The organism is Polaribacter sp., from assembly GCF_036480315.1.
Classification (GTDB): Bacteria; Bacteroidota; Bacteroidia; order Flavobacteriales; family Flavobacteriaceae; genus Polaribacter.
In genome coordinates, this window is record NZ_JAZGGG010000004.1 from 35545 (window position 1) to 61038 (window position 25494).

Here is a 25494-nt window from a genome sequence, read left to right on the forward strand (position 1 = left end):
AACAAAATGAAAAATAAATTTATATATAGTTTGCTATGTTTCTTATTCATTTTAGGAAACATTACTGCACAACAAACACCCGCGCCAAAACAAACAACCGCTTTTTCTATTGAAGGCGCAACTGCACATTTAGGAAACGGAGAAGTGATTAAAAACTCACTCATTATGTTTGCTGATGGAAAAATAAGTTTTGTTGGTAGTGCAATGATGAAAATTGCAAGACAAGGAACGGTAATTAACGCAAAAGGGAAACATATTTACCCTGGTTTTATAGCTGCAAATGCATCTTTAGGGTTGGTAGAAATAGATGCTGTAAGAGCTACTGATGATGAAGATGAAGTAGGTTCTATGTTACCGCACATTGGTAGTTTAATTGCTTATAATGCAGAAAGTAAAGTAGTTGAATCTATGAGACCAAACGGCGTTTTAATGGGACAAATTACACCGCGTGGAGGAACCATTTCTGGAACTTCTTCTGTGATGCAATTTGATGCTTGGAACTGGGAAGATGCTGCCATCAAAAAAAATGATGCAATACACATGAATTGGCCAGGAAGTTTAACTCGTGGACGTTGGTGGTTAGGAGAAGATCCTGCATTAAAAGAAGATAAAAAATACATTGAAAATATTACTAAAATAACTGATTTTTTCGGTGATGCTAAAAGGTATTTAGCAAGTAATTCAACCACAAAAAACTTACCTTTTGAAGCTACAAAAGGGTTGTTTAATGGTTCTCAAAAATTATTTCTTCATATTAATGGCGAAAGAGAAATTACAGATGCTGTTTCTAAAATGAAAGCATTAGGTATTAATAATTTGGTTTTAGTACATGCAAATGGGGCAGAAAATGTTGCTGATTTATTGGTGAAAAATAATATTCCTGTAGTAATCGAAAGGTCTCACAGAATTCCTAATGGAGAAGATGATGATTATGATTTATCTTACAGAAATGCTAAAATTCTTATTGATAAAGGTATTACAGTTGGTTTAGGAATGGAAGGGCAAATGGAAAGAATGAATACAAGAAACTTACCTTTTTATGCTGGAACCTATGCCGCTTACGGAGTTGGTAAAGAGGAAGCTTTAAAAATGATTACTTCTAACAATGCAAAAATTTTAGGTATAGATAATCTTGTAGGAACTATAGAAGTTGGTAAAGATGCTACACTATTTATTTCTGAAGGTGATGCTTTAGATATGAGAGGAAATATTCTAACTGATGCTTTTATACAAGGTCGAAAAATTAGTTTAAAAACCCACCAAACTAAACTTTGGAAACGTTACTCCAACAAATACAAAACTAAATAAACCAAAAAGGCTCGCAAATTGCGAGCCTTTTTCAATCAAAACAGTTAACAATAATTTTATTAGAACCTTACTTTTCCTTTTTCATAGTGTATTATTTTATTTTCTCAATTTTAATAACATAGAAAGCTATAAAGGTTCTTTATTAGTGTTATACAAATATTGTTTTTATTTTTATAAATTCCTATACCTACAAATAGGTATATTTGTATTTAATGAAAGAAATTATTAGTATACAAAATAAGTATGTAAAAGACTTGCTAAAGTTGCAAGAAAAATCTCGTGAACGAAAAAAACAAGGTTTATTTATTATTGAAGGAAAACGTGAGATTTCTTTAGCAATAACAGCCGATTATGAATTTGACACAATACTATATTTCGAAGATTTAATTGATGAACAAGAAGTACTACATCTTTTTAATTCGAACATAAATAGAATTAAAATATCTAAAGAAGTTTATCAAAAATTAGCCTATAGAAATTCTACAGAAGGTGTTATTGCAGTTACAAAAAGCAAAGATTTCTCTCTAAATAGCATTCATTTAAAAAATGAAAAACCTTTAATTTTAATTGCAGAAGGAATAGAAAAACCTGGGAATATTGGTGCTTTATTAAGAACTGCTGATGCTGCAAATGTTGATGCTGTTTTTATCGCAAATCCTAAAAGTGATTTGTACAATTCTAATATAATTAGATCTAGTGTTGGTTGTGTTTTTACAAACCAAATCGCGGTTGGAACTTCAGAAGAAATTATTAAGTTTCTTCAAGAAAAAAACATTTATATTTATGCTGCTACATTGCAAAATTCTAATGAGTATCACAAAGTAAATTATACAGAAAGTTCTGCAATTGTTGTAGGTACAGAAGCCACAGGTTTAACTGAAGTTTGGAGAGATAAAGCAACACAAAATATAAACATACCTATGCAAGGAAAGATAGACTCTATGAATGTATCAGTTGCCGCAGCCATAGTTTTATTTGAGGCAAAAAGACAAAGAGGGTTTTAAATTATTAAGCATGAAAATATTAGGAATTGACATAGGAGGAACAGGTATAAAAGCTGCAATAGTAGATACTTTAACTGGTGAACTATTAACAGAAAGGCATAGAATACCAACTCCAAAACCTGCTAAACCAAAAGCAGTTGCAAAAGTTATTAAAGAAATAGTAACACATTTTGATTGGAAAGGGCCCGTAGGTTGCTGTTTTCCAACAATTATTGTTGATGGTCAGTGTAAACACACTGGTAACATGGGGGAAAGTTGGATGAACTTAAAGGTTGATGCACTTTTTAAAAAAGAATGTGAAGAAAACACTTTTTACGTTAGTAATGATGCAGATTTAGCAGGCTTAGCTGAAATAAATTTTGGTGCAGGAAAAGGTGTAAAAGGTAAAGTTTTTGTAATTACTTTTGGTACAGGAATTGGCTCTGGGCTTTTTTATAATGGTCAATTAATTCCAAATGTTGAATTAGGACATATTTACCATACAAATGGAGAAATTATTGAAAGATATGCAGCAGATTCAGTAAGAAAAAGAGAAAGTTTATCGCTTAAAGAATGGGCAAAAAGAGTAGATGCTTATTTAAAACATGTTAAAATTTTACACACTCCTTCAATGTATATTTTGGGTGGTGGAATTAGCAAAAAATTTGATAAGTTTAAAGAGCATTTGACTGTAGATGTTCCAGTAGAAGCTGCCAAATTTAAAAACAATGCTGGTATTATTGGTGCAGCAATTTATGCAAGTAAAAAGAGTAAGTAATGGATATTATCAACCCAAACGAAATCGGTGTAAAAATATCTACTTTAATATCTGAATCTAAAGAGAAATTTTATGCAGTCACTCCATATATTAATATTTTTTATTGGAAAAAAATCGTAATTAGTTTACAAAAAGCAAAAGAAAGAGGAGTAAAAATTAAATTTTTTTATAGGGAAATAAAAGATAAAGATTTATCTTTTTTAAATGAATTAGGAGTTGAATTATATAAAATTGAAGGATTACATACTAAACTATATATAAATGAAAAAGCTATTATAGTAAGCAGTATGAATTTAATTGAAAGTTCTGATTTATACTCAATTGATTTTGCCTTACACATTCATCAAAAAGAGAATTATTCAAAAATTTATGAATACTATAGTAATTATATTAATCAAAATAAAAGCTCTGTTTTAAAGAAAAAATATACAATAAAAGATGCTTTTTCTAGTGAAGAAAGTAATAATCTAAAAAGTGGAGATTTAGTACACCATAATAGGTTTGGTTTAGGGGAAATAAAAGAAAAAGAAGGTGATGGTCCAAATACTAAAATAATTATAAAGTTTGATTTAGGTACAAAAAAACTATTATTACAATTTTGTAATTTAAAGAAAATTAGTTTTGATTAAATAAAATCAATTTTCTAAACTTCATAATAAAATCACAACGTTAAAATTATATTAAATAAAATAATTTATTGAAACTTTTCTAAGGCTCTATAGTCTATATGATATAGTTTCTAAATAAAATAGAAACACAACTGGTTGGTTAGTTGTTGCCCAATATAGCTTTCTGCTTTTATTGGGCATTTTTTTTAAAGCTGAAAAGGGTAATTCATATAAAATGAATTACCCTTTAATATAATCAACCATTAACAAATTGAATAGTAGATTTTATCTTTTCAGTTAACTATCTAGTTACAGTACCTTCTAAAATTGCTTTTGGTCCTGCTCCCATAGAAATTACAGTATGATTCATAGCACTTGCAGGAACCTTGTGTGCTAAAGGTTTTAAAGTAAAAGGTGCCGGGCTATTATCTGGACTTGGCTCAACAGAAATTACAACTGTAGCTCCTTTTAAATCTGTAGGAAAATTAACTCCTGCAGCAGAACCCACTAAATAATCTTCTCCTGGATAACCTGGACCATTTCCTGTTGTTCCTTTATACGGAGACGTTGCTGCATTATCATCTGCTCCGGTTGGAGTTGTAAAAGTTCCTGTACTTACTGGTGTTCCGTTTAAAACAACCCAACCTTCATATTTCCATCCTGTAGTTAAAGTTGGTAAACCTAAACCTGCAACTGCTGGTGGTGCGTTAGTATTATCTAAAAACCAAACTCCACTTGCCTCATTAGTACTATCTGCATCTGTTGGTGTTGCTAAAATATATTTTCCCCAAGAAGCTCCTAATGTTTTAATATTTCCACTTGAGTCAACTACAATATTGTCTGAATTTACACTTGCAGAATTTCCAATGAAACCTCCTGCTAAAATTTTTGTTGCTGCTGGTGCAGGATCAGAATCTACAGCAGGTTCAATTGATAATACAAACTTTGTTGCACTTTCTAAATCATTAATACCTACTGTATAGGTTTGTGGAAAAGTGACACTTGTAAAAGTTCCTGTACTTACTGGAGCCCCATTTACTATTAGCCATCCTTCGTATACGAAGTCTGCTCCTAATTCTTCTAAACCAATTAAGTTTACTGTTAAATTACCTGTTGTTGGTTCGTTGTCGGTATCATTACATGCTACAAAAAATGCAGTCAATGCAAAAACCATTGCTAAATTTAAAACTTTTTTCATCTTATTAAATATTTATTGTTAATGTTGATGACAAAGTTACTGGCTTAAATAATCATGAAATGTTAGCCAGCGAACACTTATGCAATATTTTGAAGTAATCTTATTTCTTTTCTATTAAAGTTGATGACATTCTCCTCTTTTAACTCGTTCATTAGTACATTTAAGTTAGATCTAGAAGTACCAATTAATGACGCAATGTCTTTTTGTGTATATGGGTGAACAATTACTTTATCTCCCGTTTTTTCACAATCATAACCATATTCTTCACACAATTCTTTTGCAAATTCTAAAAAACGAGTTCTAGTATCTTTAAATAAAATTAACTGTAATCTCCTTTCTAATTTTTTAAACCTGATACCTAAAAATTTATAAATTTTTAAACTAAACGTTTTGTTCTCTCGCATTAAATCATGCATTGTATCAACACCAATAGGGCAAATTGAGGTTGAAGCATCTAAAGATTGTGCAAATTCATTTCTAGTTTCTTCTCCTAAAATAGCTTTTTCACCAAACAATTCTCCTTTAGTTAAAATTGCATTTACAACTTCTTCACCTTCTTCTGTGTAGTATCCAATTTTTACTTTTCCTTTTTGAATTAAAAAAATTTTATTGGCTGCATCTTCTGCAAAGTAGATATAATCACTTTTTTTGTACATATCAAAAGAATGACATTTTTGATATTCCTTAAACTTATGAGGACAAAGAAGATTAAATAAGTTTACATTATCGAAAAACCAGATATTTTTCATAATTATTTGTTTTAATTGGATGTTATAATAGTCCAAAATAAGAGCAAACACTTACAAAAAAACTCCTGAATTTCTTCAGGAGCTTTAAATTCTATTCTAAAAAATATTAGCTAAGCGTTTTCTTTTTTAATTAAATTTAAAGCAGAACCTTCATTATACCAGTCAATTTGACTTTGATTATAAGTATGATTTGCAACAATTACATCTTTAGAACCACCTGCATGAACAACTTCTATTTTTAAAGGTTTCCCTGGCGAAAATTCATTCATATCAATAAAATTAAAAGTATCATCTTCTTGAATTAAATCATAATCTGCTTCATTTGAAAAAATTAAACCTAACATTCCTTGTTTCTTTAAGTTCGTTTCATGAATTCTAGCAAAAGATTTTACTAAAACAGCAACAACACCTAAATGTCTGGGTTCCATTGCAGCGTGTTCTCTAGATGAACCTTCACCATAATTATGATCTCCAACAACAATTGTTTTTATTCCAGCAGCTTTGTAAGCTCTTGCTGTATCTGGTACTCCACCAAATTTACCCGTTAATTGATTCTTAACAAAGTTTGTTTTTTTACCATAAGCATTTACAGCACCAATTAAACAATTGTTAGAAATATTATCTAAATGACCTCTGTAACGTAACCAAGGTCCAGCCATAGAAATATGATCTGTTGTACATTTACCAAATGCTTTTATTAATAATTTTGCGCCAGAAATATCATTACCAATTGGTGTAAAAGGTTCTAACAATTGTAATCTTTCTGAAGTTTCATTTACAGAGATTTTTACATGACTTCCATCGTCTTCTGGTGCTAAAAAACCATCATCTTTAACTTCAAAACCTTTTGGTGGTAATTCCCATCCTGTTGGTTCATCTAATAGTACTTCTTCTCCGTTTTCGTTAATTAATTTATCCTTCATCGGATTAAAGTCTAAACGCCCCGAAATGGCTATTGCTGCCACTAATTCTGGTGAAGCAACAAAAGCATGTGTATTTGGGTTACCATCTGCACGCTTTGCAAAGTTTCTATTAAATGAATGAATTATAGAATTCTTTGGTGCATTTTTTGGGTCATCATAACGAGCCCATTGACCAATACAAGGCCCACAAGCATTTGTAAATATTTTAGCATCAAGTTTTTCGAATATCCCTAAAATACCATCTCTATCTGCTGTATATCTTACTTTTTCAGAGCCTGGATTAATTCCTAATTCAGATTTCATTTTTAAACCTTTATCCAACGCTTGTTGCGCAATTGAAGAAGCTCTAGATAAATCTTCATAAGAAGAATTTGTACAAGAACCTATTAAACCCCATTCAACTTTTAAAGGCCAATCATTAGCATTCGCTGCTTTTGTCATATCTAAACCAGCTTCTGTAGATAAATCTGGTGTAAAGGGTCCGTTTAATAACGGTCCTAATTTTGATAGATCAATTTCTATAACTTGATCGAAATATTGTTCCGGATTTGCATATACTTCAGCATCACCAGTTAAATAATCTTTTACTTCATTTGCAGCATCAGCAACATCATTTCTATCTGTAGCTCGTAAATAACGTTCCATAGATTCATCATAACCAAAAGTAGAAGTTGTTGCTCCTATTTCTGCTCCCATATTACAAATGGTTCCTTTCCCTGTACAAGACATAGAAATTGCTCCTGGTCCAAAATATTCTACAATTGCTCCGGTTCCACCTTTTGCTGAAACAATACCAGCAACTTTTAAAATAACATCTTTTGGAGCTGTCCAACCTGATAATTTACCCGTTAATTTTACACCAATCAATTTTGGAAACTTTAATTCCCAAGCCATTCCTGCCATTACGTCTACTGCATCTGCACCACCTACTCCAATTGCCACCATACCTAAACCACCAGCATTTACTGTATGAGAATCTGTACCAATCATCATTCCTCCTGGAAATGCATAATTTTCTAAAACTACTTGATGAATAATTCCTGCTCCCGGTTTCCAAAACCCTAATCCATATTTATTAGACACTGATTCTAAAAAATTAAAAACCTCATTACTTGTATTTAGTGCAGATTGTAAATCTGAACTTGCTCCATTTTTAGCCTGAATTAAATGATCACAATGCGTAGTTGTTGGAACCGCAACTTTACTTTTACCAGCCTGCATAAATTGCAATAATGCCATTTGAGCAGTTGCATCTTGTAATGCAATTCTATCTGGTGCAAAATCTACATAATCTTTTCCCCTAGTAAAAGCTGTTGTTGCTTTTCCATCCCAAAGGTGATTGTATAAAATTTTCTCTGAAAGTGTTAATGGTTTACCAACAACTTCTCGAGCTGAATCAACTCGTTCCACCATTTGGCTGTAAACTTTCTTAATCATATCAATGTCGAATGCCATACTGTTTTGTTTTAAATTTTATTCCTCCAATATACAAAATACAACGTGGCTTTAAAAACTGTAATGATACTATAGATTTATTATGAAATAACTTTTTTATATAGTATCAATATTTCAAATTATGGCAATAAAAAAAGCCTGAATTTTAAATCCAGGCTTTAAGTAGTATGAAATAATGTTTTATTTACCTAACTAATTGTTTTGTAGAAGGCTTAAACTTCGTTAAAACAATACCTTCAACAGCAGCTTGATATTCCTCTAAAGTTGGAGTTCTACCTAAAATAGTTGATAAAACTACTACTGGAGTAGATGAAAGTAAAGATTCTCCTTTTTTCTCATCAGTGTCTCTAACAACTCTTCCTTGGAATAAACGCGTTGAAGTAGCCATTACTGTATCTCCTGCTTCAGCTTTTTCTTGGTTCCCCATACATAAACTACAACCTGGACGCTCAAGATATAACATATTCTCATATTTAGTCCTAGCGGCAGCTTTAGGAGCATTATCATCAAATTCGAAACCTGAATATCTTACTAAAACTTCCCAATCTCCTTCTGCTTTCAATTCATCAACAATATTATAGGTTGGAGGCGCAACAACTAAAGGTGCTTTAAACACTACTTTACCATGTTGAGTTTCAATATTCTTTAACATTTGAGCAAGAATTTTCATATCCCCTTTATGAACCATACAAGATCCTACGAAACCTAAATCAACTTTCTTAATTCCTCCGTAAAAAGATAATGGTTGAATATTATCGTGCGTATAACGCTTTGATACATCTTCATTATTTACATCTGGATCTGCAATCATTGGTTCAACAATCTTATCTAAATCGACAACAACTTCAGCAAAATATTTAGCATCTGCATCTGGTTTTAAAGCAGATTTAATACCTGTTTTAATTTCTGTGATACGATTATTAGCTTTATCAACTAACCCTTTAAAATCTTGTTTCGCATTATCCATTCCCTTATCAATCATGATTTGGATACGATCTCTTGAGATTTCTAATGATTCAATTAATGTTTCATCTTCTGAAATACAGATAGAGGCTTTCGCTTTCATTTCAGCTGTCCAATCTGTAAATGTAAATGCTTGGTCAGAAGTTAATGTACCAATATGTACTTCGATAATTTTTCCTTGGAATACATTATCTCCACCAAATTGGTTTAACATCTGCTCTTGCGTAGCATGAACAACATCACGGAAATCCATATAAGATTTCATTTGTCCTTTAAAAGTAACTTTTACAGATTCTGGAATTGGCATTGTTGCCTCACCTGTAGCTAATGCTAATGCTACTGTTCCTGAATCGGCTCCAAAGGCAACACCTTTAGCCATACGCGTGTGTGAATCTCCACCTATAATTACATCCCAATCGTCAACTGCAATATCATTTAAAACTTTATGAATAACATCTGTCATTGCATGATATTTCCCTTCTGGGTCACGTGCAGTAACTAATCCGAAGTCATTCATAAACTTCATTAATCTTGGTATGTTAGCTTTAGACTTATCGTCCCAAACTGAAGCCGTATGACATCCTGATTGATAACCAGCATCAACAATAGGAGAAATAACCGTTGCAGCCATCATCTCTAATTCTTGAGACGTCATTAAACCTGTAGTATCTTGAGATCCTACAATGTTTACCTCTACTCTAACATTTGAACCTGCGTGTAATGTTTTTCCTGGCGTAGTTCCAACTGCATTTTTATTAAATATTTTTTCAACTGCAGTTAACCCTTGTCCTTCAATAGAAACTTCTTTTGAGGGAGCATATACTTGTGGCACCTCAATACCTAATAAACTTGCTGCAAAAGCTTGTAATTTCTTACCAAAAACAACAGCATAAGAGCCTCCTGCTTTAATAAACTCCATTTTTGGCGGTGTTAAAGCAGTTGAGATATCCTTTAATTCTTTATCTCCGTTATATAATTTCTTTGTTTTTGTATTTATAGTCAAAACGGTACCTGTAGCTACAGAGTACTCTTCTACTAAAATTGCATCTCCTTCTGCGTCTACTATAGTATTTCCTTCTGCGTCTTTTTGTTTTACCCAGTTTTTTAAATCTATACCTATTCCTCCTGTTACCCCAACAGTTGTTAAGAAAATTGGAGCAATACCATTTGTACCAGCAATAACTGGAGCAAAATTAATAAAGGGAACATATTTACTAAAAGGAATACCAGTCCATAACGCTACGTTGTTTACACCAGACATTCTAGAAGACCCAACTCCCATTGTTCCTTTATCTGCAATTAACATCACACGCTTATTTGGGTGTTGAGCTTTTAGAGCTAATAATTCATTTTGCGTATCTTTATTATGCTCAAACATACACTGACCGTGTAATTCACGATCTGATCTTGAATGCGCATCAGCACCTGGAGATAATAAATCTGTAGAAATATCACCGATACCAGCTACAAAAGTAACAATCTCGATTTCTTCATCAATCTCTGGCAATTTTGTAAAGAATTCTGCTTGAGAATAACTTTCAATTAATTCTCTAGCAATAGCATTACCAACTTTATAAGCATTTTCTAATTGCTCTGTATCTGCCTCGTATAAGAAAACTTGTGTTTTTAATACTTTCGCAGCGGCATTAGCTAAAGCAGCATCATTACCTAAAGCTAAATCTAACAATACCTCTACAGAAGGTCCACCTTTCATGTGTGATAATTGTTCGAAAGCAAAAGTTGGTGTAATTTCTTTAACTAATGAGTCATCTAAAATGATTTCCTTTAAAAACTTTGCCTTTACACCAGCAGCACTGGTAGTTCCTGGTAAAACATTATAGGTGAAAAAGTTAAGAGATTCTTCTCTATACTCATTATTTACGTCTTTAATTTGCGTTATTATTTTACTTAATAATTCAGCACCATCAATTGGCTGTGGATGCAATCCTTGGCCTTTACGTACTTCTATCTGCTTAAGGTAATCTTTATAAATGCTCATGAAAAAAATCTTTAGTTACAATTTGTCTTTAACGTGTTATTATTAAGAGACATTACTGTATTTTTTTGTTAATTATTTAGTAAGACAAATTTACATTTTTTATATTATAATTAAAAGATAAATAATAGATTGCTCTAATTATTGAATAAAAAAAAGTTATTTGGCAAAACGTTGGATTTAAATCAAAAAATAAGAAGTATTTTATGATTTAATTAAAAATATCATAAAATTATATAAAAAAGCAGACTAATAAGCCGAATCCTGTCCCTTTAAAAGGTTCTTATCATTTATCTAGTTCTAAAATTACTCTTAGAATCAATCTGCCTACCCTTTAGAATCGAACGAGTCGCTCTCAAGTTCTAATATACATGGCATTGCACCGCATAGAGTTTACCTGGTTTCACTACAGCCGAACTGTACTTTCTTTCTGTTGCACTTGTCCTCAACTCTCGTTGGACGGATGTTATCCGGTATGCTACTCTTAGGTGTCCGGACTTTCCTACTTGTATAACACAAGTCGATAAGATAAGTCTGCTTCTTTTATATAATTTGTAAAAATACAATCTTTATTCATAAAAAAACCCACTCATAAATGAGTGGGAAAAATTGCTATGAAAAAGAAAAAGTGTGATTGGTAAACCAATCACACTGCAAATATATGTTAAAAATTAATAGAAAAAACATTTATGATAAAATAAATACTTTTTTTTTATTTTATTAAGAGAACATATCTTTTACTTTTTCAAAAAATGATTTATCTGACTTGTTTGGGTTTGGCATAAAATTATCATTATCAGACATTTTATCAAAGAATTGTTTTTGCTCTTTATTTAATTCTTGTGGAGTCCAAACATTGATGTGAATTAAAAAATCACCTGTCCCATAACGTTCTATACTAGGTAAACCTTTACCTTTTAATCTTAAAATTTTTCCAGATTGTGTACCTGCATCAATTTTAATCTTCACTTTTCCAGTTACAGTTTCTACTTCTTTACTAATACCTAAAACTGCTTCAGAAAAATTAACATATAAATCATAATGAATGTTGGTTCCTTCTCTTTTTAAAGTTTCATGAGGAATTTCTTCAATTAAAACTAATAAATCTCCCGAAATAGAATTCTTCCCTGGAGCATCATTTCCTTTTCCCCCCACTTTTAATTGCACACCTTCAGTAACTCCTGCAGGAATATTTATAGAAACTGTTTCTTCTTCTACAACTAAACCTTGTGCATCTGCACCACTAGGTTTTTTGTCTATCATTTGTCCTGCTCCTTGACAACTAGAGCAAGTAACTGCTTGTTGCATTCTACCTAAAATAGTATTGGTTACACGCATTTGCTGTCCTTGTCCATTACATGAAGAACATGTTTTATAGGTAACTCCTTGAGCTTGTTTTTTACGACGAACTTTTACTTTCTTTTCTATACCTCTCGCTATTTCCTCTAAAGTAAGTTTAACACGAATTCGCATATTACTCCCTTTAACTCTAGCTTGACGTTGGCCTCCGCCTCCGCCAAAACCACCAAAGCCGCCGCCGCCGCCGAAAATATCGCCAAACTGACTGAATATGTCATCCATATTCATACCGCCGCTGCCAAATCCACCGCCACCGCCGCCTTGAGGTCCATCAAAAGCAGCATGACCGTATTGATCATAACGTGCTTTCTTGTTTTCATCACTTAAAACTTCATAAGCTTCTGCAGCCTTTTTAAAGTTTTCTTCAGCAGTTGTATCATCTGGATTTTTATCTGGATGATATTTAATTGCCATTTTTCTATAACCTTTCTTAATTTCTGCTTGTGATGCAGATTTTGAAAGACCTAATATTTCGTAAAAATCTTGTTTTGCCATTGTTTTTAGTTTGCGGTATTCAATTACAGTTTTCAGGTACTTACTGTTAACTGTTACTAATACTTTTTTAGTTTACAATTTAGTTGTATATACTGCCAACTGTCACTGGAAACTGAACACTTCTCTTACTGTCCGATAACCACTTTTGGGTAACGAATAATTTTATCTCCTAACTTGTAACCTTTTTCTACACAGTCAATTACTTTTCCTTTTAAATCTTCTGTTGGAGCAGGGATTTGTGTAATTGCTTCATGAATTTCAGCATCAAAAACATCACCAGCATTTGTTTCTACTTTTGATAAGCCTTTTAATTCCAGGGTGTTATAGAATTTGTTATAAATTAATAAAACACCTTTTCTTAATTCTTCTGCTTCTTTATCGTCTTCTATATGTGTCAGAGCGCGCTCAAAATCATCAATAATTGGCAGTAAAGATGTCATTAATTCTTGTCCTGCGGTTTTAAATAATTCTATTCTTTCTCTAGATGTTCTTTTTTTATAATTTTCGAACTCTGCAAATAAGCGTAAAAACTTGTCTTTTTCTGCTTGAAGTAATTCTTCTGTTGTAGGTTCTTCTTTCACAACTTCTACCTCAACTTCTTGATTTTCTTCAATTTGAACCGTTTCTTGTTCATTTTTAAGTTCTTCTTCTTGTATATTATCTTTCTTACTCATTTCTTTCCTAATCGTTAAATTGTCTACAACTTATTGGCAAAAATGTTGCCAACAAAAAAATAGTGTCAAACTGACACTATTTTTTACTTTTTTATATTTTAACATGAGACCAATTCTCGCCAGACTTTATTCTATGGATTTGCATATCAGAAACTCCAAAACGTTTGGCAATCATAGTTATTCTTGTTCTTTTATTACGAAGCTGCCTTTTAATTATTTTTACTTTGCCTTCTGTAAGTTTATAATTGGTTTTTTTATTTCTTTTAGACTCTATAAATACAGGGTTTTTAAATTGATGTAATTCTTTTTCTCTTTTTGTAGCCCATTTTATGTTCTCTAAACTATTATCTTTTTTATCATAATTTAGATGTAAAACATAAATTTGATCTTCATTTTCTTTTTCTAAAAAATGTTGAGCTATTAATTTATGAATATATCTACCAGTGGTTTTGCCGTTTTCTTTTTGTTTTACAGAAATAGAACCGTAACCATTGATAAAACTTTCTTTTTTTAAGAATTCATTATTTTCATTTTTATAGTTTATTATTCTACCATAGTTTGAAATTTTAAATTTTTCTTTATCTGAAATTTTTTCATCAAACTGAATATCTTTCCATTCTTCATTCATTAAATTTCGTATCATACTATAAAAGTTAAATTATTAATCTAACCTTTTCATAAACATCTTTTTTTTTACTTAAAACCTTACTTAAATCCTTAATTTTCAATACGTTCAATTTTAGCTCCAATAGATTTTAAACGAGCCTCAATGTTTTCATAACCTCTATCAATTTGTTCAATATTATTTATTATTGATGTTCCTTTTGCTGATAAAGCCGCAATTAATAATGAAATTCCTGCTCTAATATCTGGCGAAGTCATTTTTGTAGCTTTTAATGAGCTTTCAAAATTCATACCAATTACAGTTGCTCTGTGTGGGTCGCACAAAATAACTTTTGCGCCCATATCAATTAATTTATCTACAAAAAACAAACGGCTTTCAAACATTTTTTGATGGATTAAAATGGTTCCTTTAGCTTGTGTAGCAATTACCAAAACAATGCTTAATAAATCTGGTGTAAAACCAGGCCAAGGTGCATCTGCAACTGTTAAAACTGAACCATCTATATAATTTTGAATCTCATAAGATTTTTGTTCTGGGATGTAAATATCATCTCCTCTTTTTTCTAGTTGTATTCCGAGTTTTCTAAACACATTTGGAATTTGCCCCAAGTTTTTCCAAGAAACATTTTTTATAGTTAATTCTGAACGTGTCATTACTGCAACACCAATCCAAGAACCAATTTCAATCATGTCTGGTAACACTGTATGACCACATCCTCCTAAAGAATCTACACCTTCTATAATTAATAAATTAGAACCTACACCAGATATTTTTGCTCCCATAGAATTCAACATTTTACTTAATTGTTGAATATACGGCTCGCAAGCGGCATTGTAAATTTTAGTGGTTCCTTTCGCTAAAACGGAAGCCATTATAATATTTGCTGTTCCGGTAACAGAGGCTTCATCTAACAACATTTCTACACCTGTTAAACCATTTGGAGCTTCTACACCATAGAAATATTCTTCTTTATTGTAACGAAATTTTGCTCCTAATCTGATAAAACCTTCAAAATGCGTATCTAAACGTCTTCTACCAATCTTATCTCCTCCAGGTCTTGGAATATACCCTCTACCAAAACGAGCTAATAATGGGCCAACGATCATAATTGAACCACGCAAAGAACTTCCATCTCTTTTAAAATCTGAAGATTCTAAATAATCTAAATTGATTTCATCTGCTTGAAATGAATATGAATTTCTACTTAATTTTTCAACTTTTACACCTAATTCACCAAGAATAAAAATTAATTTATTTACATCAATAATATCAGGAACATTATTTACAATTACTTTTTCTGGCGTTAATAAAACGGCACAAAGTATTTGTAAAACTTCATTTTTAGCTCCTTGTGGAGTAATCGTTCCTTTTAATTTATGCCCTCCTTCAATTTTAAATGATGCCATATATTAATATCTTTTTCTATTTTTATTTTGGTTGCTGTGTTGTGGTTTCTTATGATTTGTTTTAGAATTATTTTGTCCTTGAGAATTTCTTTTTCTCAATAAGTTCTTACTTTCAGAAAGTGCTTCTTCAGTTTCTCTTAAATCAATTTTTCCGTCAGACAAATCGAATAAATGCTTAAATATTACGGCATCATCAACCGTGTCTTTATTCCAATTTAAATAACATTTTTTCATGTGATTTGCAATCGTAAAAACTAAAGCTTCTTTTTTATCTCCATCTTCCCAACTCAAAGCAATGTCTATCATTGTTTGAATATTGTTACCGTAATAACGATATCTAGATGCTGATTTTGGATATGCTAAACCCTCTGGTTTTTCTTGCAACTCTTCTTTAGACGGCTGTGGATAAGGAGATTCTACATCTAACTTAAAATCTGCCATGATATACAATTGATCCCAAAGTTTGTGTTTAAAGTCTGGAACATCTCGTAAATGTGGTTGTAAATTACCCATTACATCTACAATTGCTTTTGCCATTTTATCTCGTTCTTCTTTAGTTTCTAAAGCTAAACAATGGTCTACTAATTTTTGAATATGTCTGCCGTATTCTGGTATAATCATTAACGGTCTTTCTGAATTGTATTCTAAATCGAATGTCATCTATATATTTTTGAAGTTTCTTGATAAACTCAAGAATTGTACTCTATTCTACTGAAGTTATTTAACGTTGCAAAATAGTAATTTATTTTTAGTTCTATGAATGATTTTTAACCAATCACTTTTAATTTAGCAAATTGAAGCAATAATTTCTTTCTCCCAACAGTACCAAACTTAATTTCTGCTTTTTTATTTGGCCCATTTCCTTCTAATGCAATTACCTCTCCACTACCAAACCGATTATGTTCAACGATATTACCGACTACAATATTACCATCAAATAAATTAGTTTTTGAAGTTGCTTGCGATACTTTTTTAAGGTTTTTTGGAATGACTATTTCCTTCTTTTTCACCAAATCGCGTTCCATTTTTTTACGCTGAATTGGTTTTTGAAAACGAATTACTTTTGGTACATCGTCAAAAATACTTTTATCTATAAATTTATTCATAGATGGGCTTAAAGTTTTTGGAGTAATATAATGTAAATATTGATCGTCTATTTCCTCTAAAAATCTACTTGGTTCTGCATCGACCAATTTCCCCCATCGATAACGGGTTTGCGCATATGTTAAATATGCTACTTTTTCTGCTCTAGTTAAAGCTACATAAAATAATCTGCGTTCCTCTTCTAATTCGCTTCTTGTATTCATACTCATGGCAGAAGGAAATAAATTTTCCTCTAAGCCAACAACGTAGACATACATATATTCCAATCCTTTAGATTGGTGAATTGTCATTAATGAAACACTTGGTTTGTCATCATCTTTTTTGGCATCAAAATCTGTAGCCAACGCAACGTCTTCTAAAAACGTGGTTAAAGAAGTGTCTTCTCCTTCTTCAATTTTATCAGTAATAAAATCTTTAATTCCGTTTAAAAGTTCTTGTACATTCTCTACTTTACTTACCGCTTCTGGTGTTCCGTCTTTTTCTAAATCTTTAATTAATAATGTCTTTTTTACAACCGTTTCTGCAATTTCAAATGCGTTTTTGGTTTGCGCTTCTATTTGCAAACTCTGCATCATATTCATAAAATTCTGCAACTTATTTTTAGTACCAGAATTGATCTTTAAATCGATTTTATCAATATATTTTATAATATCGAAAATTGATTTTTTATAATGATTTGCAGCTATCGTTAACTTATCTATAGTTGTTGCACCAATACCACGAGCTGGATAATTGATAATTCTTTTTAAAGCTTCTTCATCATTTGGGTTGATTAAAATACGTAAATAAGACAAAATATCTTTAATCTCTTTTCTTTGATAAAAAGAAATTCCACCATAGATTTTATACTCTATTCCTTTTTTTCTTAATGCATCTTCAATGGCTCTTGATTGCGAATTTGTTCTATATAAAACACAAAAACTATCTGCACTTAATTGATGGTTCATTTGGTTCTCCCAAATAGATTGCGCTACAAAACGCCCTTCTTCTCCATCGGAAATGGTACGCATTACATTTATTGCATCTCCTGCATCATTAGACGTCCAAACTTCTTTATCTAATTTGGTTTTATTTCTTGCTATTACAGAGTTTGCTGCATTTACAATATTACTTGTAGAGCGATAGTTTTGTTCTAACTTAAATGTTTTTACATCCGGATAATCTTTCTGAAAATTTAATATATTCTGAATATTTGCACCACGGAAACTATAAATACTCTGGCTATCATCACCAACCACACAAATATTACCAAATTTATCTGCTAATGCTTTTACAATTAAATATTGAGAGTGATTTGTATCTTGATACTCATCAACCATAATATATCTAAAACGGTCTTGATATTTTGCCAAAGATTCTGGAAAACGAACTAATAATTCGTTGGTTCTCAATAACAAATCATCAAAGTCCATTGCGCCAGCTTTAAAACACCTATCTACATAAGCTCTATAAATATTACCTACTTCTGGTCTGCTTGCATGTAAATCTGCTTCTTGTAAATCTGGATTGTTAAAATATGCTTTTACTGTAATTAAACTGTTTTTAAAAGACGAAATTCTGTTTAAAATCTGTTTTGATTTATATTGTTCTTTATTTAAATTCTTCTCTTTAATTATTGCAGATATTAAACGAACTGAATCTTGAGAATCATAAATTGTAAAATTGGTTGGAAAACCTAATTTATCTGCTTCTGAACGTAAAATTCTTGCAAAAACCGAATGAAAAGTTCCCATCCATAAGTTCTTTGCTTCACTTGCACCAACAACTCCAGCAATTCTAGCTTTCATTTCTTTGGCGGCTTTATTGGTAAATGTGAGCGATAAAATGTTAAAGGAATCTACGCCTTGTTTCATTAAATGCGCAATTCTATAAGTTAACACACGTGTTTTACCAGAGCCAGCACCCGCAATAATAATCATGGGTCCGTCTTTTTGTAAGACAGCTTGTCTTTGGGCTTCGTTTAAAGAATCTAAATATGTATTCAATAGTTTTTGTTGAAAGAGTTTGAAAGTGTGAATTTAGCCAAACTATTCGTTTATTTAAAAGAAGATTGACTGTTTTTATCCACAAGTTATTCATTTAATATTCGCCTTAAAACCCGAATATTAAATTATTCGGGCTATAACCCAAATATCAATGAATTCGTCTTAAAACCCGAATAATTTGTTTTTCAGCAACTAATAAAGTATTTTTACTAAAAATTACAGCATGACAAGTATTCTTACTGGCGATATTATAAACTCACGAAAAATTTCTACAAATGTATGGCTGCCATTATTAACATCAGCTTTTAATACTATTGGAGAAACACCAAGAACTTGGGAAATATATAGAGGAGATAGTTTTCAAATTGAAATTAATACAGAAGATGCATTACTATTTGCTATAAAGTTAAAAGCTTTATTAAAAAAAACTAAAAATTTAGATGTAAGAATTGCTATAGGAATAGGAGTTAAAAACGATATCTATAAAAATATTACTGTAGGAAGTGGAGAAGCTTTTATAAACAGTGGAGAAGCTTTTGATGTTTTATTAAAAAAACAAAATTTAGCATTTATTACTCCATGGAAAGATTTTAATAGATTAATAAACATCTCTTTAGCATTAGCTTTATTGATAATGGATAATTGGACAATAAATTCGGCAACTTTTGCAGAAAAATATTTGAATAACCCAAAAACTACACAAAAAGTAATTGCTAAAGAATTAAGTATTTCTGAAAGTAGCGCAAGTGAACGTAGGAAAAGAGCTGGTTTGGATGAAATTTTACAACTAGAGAAACTTTATAGAGAATTAATTCAACAAAAAACACAAATCTAAATATGTTATTATTTTTAAAATTCTTGTTGGCACATATTTTGGGAGATTTTGTTTTTCAACCAGAGAACTGGATAAAAGAGAAAGAAGAAAAGAAAGTGAAATCTTTAAAATTATACTTTCATATTACCGTTCATGCAATTTTGTTGCTAGTTATTCTCCTATTTAATTTACAGGAATATTGGCTTGGTTTTTTATTGATTATAATTTCTCATTATCTTATTGATGTACTAAAACTCTATCTTCAAAAGAAAAAAACAAAACGAACTTGGTTTTTTATAGATCAACTTCTACATGTTTTAATGTTACTTTTTGCAACTTCTTTATATGCTGACTTTTCATTTTCGTTGGAAAGTATTATCACAGACAAAGTTCTTTTGCTATTTATTTTTATTCTTTTAGTCAGCTTTGTCTCTGCAATTATTATCAAAATAATTATTACACAATGGAATCCTGAAAGCAAAAAAGAAAACGACGATTCTCTTGCAAAAGCAGGACGCTATATTGGCATATTAGAACGCTTATTTGTTTTCATTTTTGTGATAACAAATCACTGGGAAGCAATTGGCTTTTTATTGGCTGCAAAATCCGTTTTTAGATTCGGAGATTTAACTTCTTCAAAGGACAGAAAACTAACCGAATATATTTTAATTGGTACTTTATTAAGTTTTGGCCTTGCCATATTTTTAGGAGTTCTATATTTGTATGTATTAAATTTACTATAATTAAATGGAAGACAGATTAATAGAAAGCATTGGATATATTTTACCAGCGGTTGTAACCGGTTTTGTTGCTTATTATATGTTTAATGGATTTATAAAACAACAAGATTCTGATAAGAAATTAGCCTTTTTAGCTCAAAAAAAGAAAGACTCTTTACCAATAAGATTACAAGCTTATGAACGAATGTTATTATTTTGTGAGCGTATTAATCCTGTAAAAATGTTGGTTAGAATAAAACCAATTTCAGAAAACACAAATGAATATTTACAACTACTAATTGCAAGTATAGAACAAGAGTTTGAGCATAATTTAGTACAGCAAATCTATATTTCTAATGATTCTTGGACAGCTATTGTTGCTGCTAAAAATGCAATTATTAATAAATTAAAACAAGTTGAAGAGACGGTTAATTCAGCTAATGAATTAAGAGAAACTGTTTTAATTGATTATTCAAAAAAACTACCTCCAACTGAAACCGCAATTGCTTTTATAAAAAGTGAAGTTAAAAAAATTATATAATAAAAAAGACCATCTAAAATAGATGGTCTTTTTCCTTTTTATTAATAGCAACGCTCCCTATTAAAACTGTAATCTTACACCTACTTTAAAATTTTTACCTCTTGTAGAAAAACCTAAAATATCATCGTAATCTTCGTTTAATAAGTTTGTAACGGCACCAAATAAAATTACTGTTTCATCTAATAGTTTATAGTTAGCAGCAAAGTCTAAAACTTGGTAGCTAGATAAAATAACATCCTCACCAGCTGTCCCAAAAGATCCATATCTATCAAAAATTGTTCTCTCTCCAACATTTCTGTAGGTTAAGTTAAAAAATGTATTTTTTATAGCTGTAAAATCTACACCTGCAACAATTTTACTTGCTGGAATGTAATCGTTAAAATCTTCAAATTTATCTTTATCTATATGTGTATATGAAGCATTAACTGTTAAATAATCTGTTGGAATTATTGACGTGTTAACTTCAAAACCATTTGCTTCAGAAGAACCATTAGCATATTTAAAAGTAGAACTACTATAAATAATAGCGTCTTCTTCTTTTCTATTAAAATATACTGCGTCTAATTTTAACCAATCTTGGTAACTAGCATCAAAACCAAATTCAAAAGTTTTATTAGATTCTGGGTTTAAATCAAGATTACCAGAAAAACCATCATATAATTGATACAAACTTGGTGCAATAAAAGCTGTACTGTATGAAGTTAATAATTTAACAGAAACATTTTCGTCTTTTAAAAGTGAATACGCAAGGTCTCCATCATACACAAAATGATTTCCATATACATTATGTACGTTTAATCTACCACTAACATTTACGCTTAAACCGTAATCAGAAATATATACTAAACTCGCATACGGATCTAAAGTATTAAAATTTGCAATTCCTTTCTCTATCATTCCAAAAGGTGTAACATTATTATTACTATGTATTTGATAATTTACACCTGTAATTAATTGAATATTCACTTTTTTAAATTCATATTTATTTACCAAATCTAAATTTACACTTCTACCAACAAATTCATAACTATCTAAAGTTCCTGCCCAAGAATTGTATTGACTTAATTCTCTCTCTACAACATTTGCAGAAGCTAATAAATAAGCTTGTCCGTTTTTGTAATTAAAGGTTGGTTTAAACCCAACTCTAAATTGTTCTTGGTTTCCTGTATTTACATCGCTATCTGAAAATGCACCTCCATCAAAATCATATTCAAACTCATCATAATTTAAAAACGTTTCTACAGAAATTTTATCATTAACTTTATAACCTAACTTCACTAAAGCATTTTTGCTATAAAACTTATCGTTTTCAAATTCAGTATTTGTTTTATTTTTTGCAGAAGACATACCATCTACACCCGTTAAACTAAAAGAACCTAAAAAATTAAGTTTTCCTAACGTACCATTTAAAGTTACATTCTGGTTTTTATCAGACAAACCACTTCCTGTTATATTTGCAGTATTATTTGTACCCAAACTTGTTTCAAAAGAACCAGAAATTTTGTCTTCGGAAGCTTTTTTTAAGATGATGTTAATTACTGCAGTTGCAGCACCAGAACCATATAAGGTTGATGAAGCTCCTTTTAAAATTTCAATACTTTCAATTTGACTTACAGATAATAAACGTAAATCAAATTCTTGATTTATAGCAGATTGATCTGTTACAGGAACACCATCAATTAATACTAAAACTTGTCTACTTCTTCCTCCTCTAATATTAATACTTCTTGGTTCAGTTGCATTAGCATTTACACCTCTAACATCTATACCAGCAACAGTATTTAATATTTCAATAACATTTTTACCAGCATTTTGTTGCAATTCTTTTTGAGTAATTTTATGAATTACTTTACCAGTATTCTCCTTTTTTAAGTTGAATTTTGTTGCGGTTACAACAACCTCATCTAAAGTTTCTACTTTTCCTTTTTTTGCTCCTTTTTGTTGAGCAGAAAGGTTTGTGCTGACAAAACTACATGCCAATACACCAACAATTAATAATTGTTTTCTCATTTTAATAAATTTGATTTACAATAAATCAGGTAAATTTTGTGTACAAATATAGATTAGTACATAAACTTCTATCCCGAAAGTTTTTAACTCGTTTTTTGATTTTAGGCAGGTCTCCTGACTTGCGTCTTGTAACAAACCTTCCCAACAAAATTGTCAGTGGTAAAAGAATAGTTACAAGCTTTATAGCTTACAGTTGCGGGAACAGTTCTGGTTTTTAACCAGATTCCCTTTTAATTTGATGCAAAATGATTTCTACATCAAAACCAAAATCGCTGCAAAAGTAGTTTATAAATTGAAATTAGAAAACATTTTTGTAATCTTGTTGAATAATTATTTATAAATAATGAACAACTCACTAAAAATATATTTATTCGCAATTACTTTACTAATTTTATCTTGTAAAAAAGAAGTCGTAAAAGTTGATGAAATAACAGAACAAAAAAGTAATATTAAATATGCTAAAGGGTTTGATATTGTTGAAGAAAACGGGATTAAAAAATTAATTATAAAACCTGCTTATCAAAATTCTTCTAAAGAATTTAGTTATACAATTTGGAAAAAAGACAAAGATAAAGTTTCTTATGATGTTCGTAAAAATGAAGTTTTTGTTCCAATAGAGAGAATTGTAGTGACCTCAACAACTCACATTCCTATGGTAGAGTTATTAAATGAAGAAACCTCAATTGCTGGTTTTCCGTATTCTAAATATGTTTCTTCAGAAAAAACTAGGGTATTAATAGATGAAGGAAAAATTAAAGAAATAGGAAAAGAGAATTCTTTAAACACAGAAATACTACTAGATTTAAAACCAGAATTAGTTGTTGGCTACAGTGTTTCTTCTGCAGATAAATCTTTAACTACTATTAAAAAAGCAGGAATAAATGTAATTTATAACGGAGATTGGTTAGAAGAAACCCCTTTAGGAAGAGCAGAATGGATTAAGTTTTTCGGAGTTTTATTTGATAAAGAGAAACAGGCGGATAGCATTTTTAATGTAATTGAAGCTAATTACTTAAAAGCTAAAAATATTGCTTTAAAAGCAACAAAAAAACCAACTGTTTTGTCCGGTGCCATTATGAGTAAAGATATTTGGAACTTGCCTGCTGGAGAAAGTTTTGTTGCTCAATTCTTAAAAGATGCAAACCTTAATTATTTATGGAAAGACTCTAAAGGAAAAGGAAGTCTTTCTTTAAATTTTGAAAGTGTTTTTGACAAAGGCGCAAATGCAGATTTTTGGATTGCTCCTGGTTATTTTTCGACTAAAAAACAATTGCTAAAAAGTAATAATTTGTATACCGAATTTTCTGCTTTTAAAAATGATAAAATTTATACACCAACCACAAAAAAAGGAAAAACTGGCGGCGTTATTTATTATGAATTAGCAGGAACAAGACCAGATTTGGTTTTAAAAGATATTATTAAGGTTACAAATCCTGATTTGTTACCAAATTATAAAATGATTTTTTTTGAGAAAATGAAATAATTATTTAGTTACTAACTCAAAAGCAGCAGTTGCATGAATTTTTGTAGTATCAAAAACTGGTACAGAAACATCTTCTTGTTCAATTAATAAAGAAATTTCTGTACATCCTAAAATAATACCTTCTGCGCCTTCATTAATTAATCTATTTATAGTTTTTAAGTATATCTCTTTAGACAAAGGGTTTATATATCCAGTAGAAAGTTCACCATAAATTACTTCATGTATTGTATTTCTTTCTTCCAATTCAGGAATCATTGCTTGAATACCAAATGAAGTTAAAATATTAATGAAGAAATCTTTTTCCATTGTATACTTTGTTCCTAATAAAGCAACTTTTTTAAGCTTCTTTTCTATAATACTTTTTGAAGTTGCTTCTGCAATATGAATTACAGGTATGTTTACGACTTTTCTAACTGCATCTATACACAAATGCATGGTGTTAGCACAAATTAAAATACAAGTTGCTCCGCCATTTTCTAGGTTTTTACCAGCTTCTGCCATTAATTCGTCTAACAAATCCCATCTTCCTGCAGTTTGATGTTTCGAAATTTCTCCAAAATCAAACGAATTAATAATTACTTTTGCTGAATGTGGTTTTCCTAAAGCACTAGAATTTAATTGATTTAAAATTCTGTAATATAATATGGTAGATTCTGGAGTAATTCCTCCTATTAAGCCTATTTTGTTCATGAAGTTCGTTTTAATTTTTCTAATGCATTAGACCTTATATATAAAAACAATGGAAATGTGAATGCAATTGCTATTAAGAATGTTAATGGAATTAATACCCACCAATATTTTATTTTTAAACGGATAGATTCTGGAATCATAAAAACAAAAAAAGTAAGAACAACTACTGTTAAATCTGCACCAAAAGATTTGCCTGCAAAATTGCTTTGTGCATCTTGAAAAAATTTGATAAATGAAGCTTCTTCTGCAGTTTGAAACCATTGAATATTATAATACCAAGTGTAACAAATACCTAGAACTGTTAAAAATAGATATATGTGTTTGAATTTCATAAATATTTACTTTTTAATAAAATCAGTTTTTAAATTACTTGGATCTTTTTTTAATATTTCTAGATATTTAATTTTATTAATTCTGTAATAATATGAACCAATCTCATTAGAGTTTATAGATATGTCTCTTATAATACTATCATTACCAATAATTCTTACGTTAGATATAAAAACTAAACCACTATGGACTAAAGTCCATAGGTTTTTAAATCTGACTAAAGTCAGGTGTACGAAAACAAACGTGCTTACTCAAGGATAAAATTATCATTATCATTACTCGATTTACGATGATGTTC

The 25494-nt window shown here is 30.5% G+C and carries 21 protein-coding genes, 1 other RNA gene and 1 riboswitch; of the genes, 8 read left to right on the forward strand and 14 right to left on the reverse strand.

The genetic code is table 11. The features are described from left to right. Positions 1-6: 6 nt before the first annotated feature. From V3V28_RS00880 to V3V28_RS00895, 4 genes are all read left to right on the forward strand, one after another. The gene (locus V3V28_RS00880) at positions 7-1308 is read left to right on the forward strand and encodes an amidohydrolase family protein (RefSeq protein WP_331363132.1); all 1302 of its coding nucleotides are present in this window, start codon (positions 7-9) and stop codon (positions 1306-1308) included. Positions 1309-1520: 212 nt separating this feature from the next. Next, positions 1521-2312: a TrmH family RNA methyltransferase gene (locus V3V28_RS00885; protein WP_331363133.1), complete on the forward strand. Its 792-nt coding sequence runs from the start codon at positions 1521-1523 to the stop codon at positions 2310-2312. Positions 2313-2322: 10 nt separating this feature from the next. Continuing rightward, positions 2323-3069 carry a polyphosphate--glucose phosphotransferase gene (ppgK, locus tag V3V28_RS00890; protein WP_331363134.1) on the forward strand — a complete coding sequence of 249 codons (747 nt, stop codon included), beginning with the start codon at positions 2323-2325 and terminating at the stop codon, positions 3067-3069. After that, positions 3069-3698: a phospholipase D-like domain-containing protein gene (locus V3V28_RS00895; RefSeq protein WP_331363135.1), complete on the forward strand. Its 630-nt coding sequence runs from the start codon at positions 3069-3071 to the stop codon at positions 3696-3698. The genes ppgK and V3V28_RS00895 overlap by 1 nt, the downstream gene beginning before the upstream one ends. A gap of 280 nt (positions 3699-3978) precedes the next feature. On the opposite strand, the gene V3V28_RS00900 is transcribed toward V3V28_RS00895, so the two are convergent. The 11 genes from V3V28_RS00900 to V3V28_RS00950 form a co-directional block, all read right to left on the reverse strand. Continuing rightward, positions 3979-4875, reverse strand: coding sequence for an anti-sigma factor (locus V3V28_RS00900; RefSeq protein WP_331363136.1), 897 nt, complete (start codon positions 4873-4875; stop codon positions 3979-3981). Positions 4876-4952: 77 nt separating this feature from the next. Beyond that, positions 4953-5624: a Crp/Fnr family transcriptional regulator gene (locus V3V28_RS00905; protein WP_331363137.1), complete on the reverse strand. Its 672-nt coding sequence runs from the start codon at positions 5622-5624 to the stop codon at positions 4953-4955. Between the two features lie 110 nt (positions 5625-5734). Beyond that, complete coding sequence (locus tag V3V28_RS00910) at positions 5735-8002, reverse strand: aconitate hydratase (protein ID WP_331363138.1); 2268 nt, start codon at positions 8000-8002, stop codon at positions 5735-5737. 184 nt (positions 8003-8186) lie between these two features. Beyond that, positions 8187-10964: a bifunctional aconitate hydratase 2/2-methylisocitrate dehydratase gene (locus tag V3V28_RS00915; protein WP_331363139.1), complete on the reverse strand. Its 2778-nt coding sequence runs from the start codon at positions 10962-10964 to the stop codon at positions 8187-8189. 234 nt (positions 10965-11198) lie between these two features. Then, positions 11199-11502, reverse strand: an RNA gene (gene rnpB, locus V3V28_RS00920) — RNase P RNA component class A. A 179-nt stretch (positions 11503-11681) separates the two neighbouring features. Next, positions 11682-12815, reverse strand: a complete 1134-nt coding sequence (gene dnaJ, locus V3V28_RS00925) for a molecular chaperone DnaJ (protein ID WP_331363140.1) — start codon at positions 12813-12815, stop codon at positions 11682-11684. A gap of 125 nt (positions 12816-12940) precedes the next feature. Next, a complete protein-coding gene (locus tag V3V28_RS00930; protein ID WP_331363141.1) occupies positions 12941-13489 on the reverse strand; it encodes a nucleotide exchange factor GrpE in 549 nt (182 codons plus the stop codon). A gap of 91 nt (positions 13490-13580) precedes the next feature. Beyond that, positions 13581-14132 carry an NUMOD4 domain-containing protein gene (locus V3V28_RS00935; RefSeq protein WP_331363142.1) on the reverse strand — a complete coding sequence of 184 codons (552 nt, stop codon included), beginning with the start codon at positions 14130-14132 and terminating at the stop codon, positions 13581-13583. Positions 14133-14206: 74 nt separating this feature from the next. Continuing rightward, complete coding sequence (gene murA / locus V3V28_RS00940; RefSeq protein WP_331363143.1) at positions 14207-15520, reverse strand: UDP-N-acetylglucosamine 1-carboxyvinyltransferase; 1314 nt, start codon at positions 15518-15520, stop codon at positions 14207-14209. 3 nt (positions 15521-15523) lie between these two features. Beyond that, a complete protein-coding gene (locus tag V3V28_RS00945) occupies positions 15524-16180 on the reverse strand; it encodes a DUF4290 domain-containing protein (protein WP_331363144.1) in 657 nt (218 codons plus the stop codon). 107 nt (positions 16181-16287) lie between these two features. After that, on the reverse strand, positions 16288-18609 hold the full coding sequence (locus V3V28_RS00950) for an ATP-dependent helicase (protein ID WP_331363145.1): 2322 nt from the start codon (positions 18607-18609) through the stop codon (positions 16288-16290). Positions 18610-18832: 223 nt separating this feature from the next. Between V3V28_RS00950 and V3V28_RS00955 the strand changes: the two genes are divergently transcribed. The 3 genes from V3V28_RS00955 to V3V28_RS00965 are packed head-to-tail and all read left to right on the forward strand — an operon-like array spanning position 18833 to position 20683. Beyond that, positions 18833-19444 carry a SatD family protein gene (locus tag V3V28_RS00955; RefSeq protein WP_331363146.1) on the forward strand — a complete coding sequence of 204 codons (612 nt, stop codon included), beginning with the start codon at positions 18833-18835 and terminating at the stop codon, positions 19442-19444. A 2-nt stretch (positions 19445-19446) separates the two neighbouring features. Then, the gene (locus tag V3V28_RS00960) at positions 19447-20166 is read left to right on the forward strand and encodes a DUF3307 domain-containing protein (protein WP_331363147.1); all 720 of its coding nucleotides are present in this window, start codon (positions 19447-19449) and stop codon (positions 20164-20166) included. 4 nt (positions 20167-20170) lie between these two features. After that, the gene (locus V3V28_RS00965; protein ID WP_331363148.1) at positions 20171-20683 is read left to right on the forward strand and encodes a DUF7935 family protein; all 513 of its coding nucleotides are present in this window, start codon (positions 20171-20173) and stop codon (positions 20681-20683) included. 60 nt (positions 20684-20743) lie between these two features. Here V3V28_RS00965 and V3V28_RS00970 read toward each other — a convergent pair whose 3' ends face one another. Beyond that, positions 20744-22693: a TonB-dependent receptor plug domain-containing protein gene (locus tag V3V28_RS00970; protein ID WP_331363149.1), complete on the reverse strand. Its 1950-nt coding sequence runs from the start codon at positions 22691-22693 to the stop codon at positions 20744-20746. An 87-nt stretch (positions 22694-22780) separates the two neighbouring features. After that, positions 22781-22976: riboswitch (cobalamin riboswitch) on the reverse strand. A 60-nt stretch (positions 22977-23036) separates the two neighbouring features. On the opposite strand from V3V28_RS00970, the gene V3V28_RS00975 reads away from it, so the two are divergent. Beyond that, complete coding sequence (locus tag V3V28_RS00975; RefSeq protein ID WP_331363150.1) at positions 23037-24176, forward strand: ABC transporter substrate-binding protein; 1140 nt, start codon at positions 23037-23039, stop codon at positions 24174-24176. On the opposite strand, the gene V3V28_RS00980 is transcribed toward V3V28_RS00975, so the two are convergent. Together V3V28_RS00980 and V3V28_RS00985 are read right to left on the reverse strand one after the other, a co-directional pair. After that, on the reverse strand, positions 24177-24866 hold the full coding sequence (locus V3V28_RS00980) for an aspartate/glutamate racemase family protein (protein ID WP_331363151.1): 690 nt from the start codon (positions 24864-24866) through the stop codon (positions 24177-24179). Further along, the gene (locus tag V3V28_RS00985; RefSeq protein WP_331363152.1) at positions 24863-25198 is read right to left on the reverse strand and encodes a DUF2834 domain-containing protein; all 336 of its coding nucleotides are present in this window, start codon (positions 25196-25198) and stop codon (positions 24863-24865) included. Before V3V28_RS00985 ends, V3V28_RS00980 begins: the two co-directional genes overlap by 4 nt. Positions 25199-25494 lie beyond the last annotated feature (296 nt).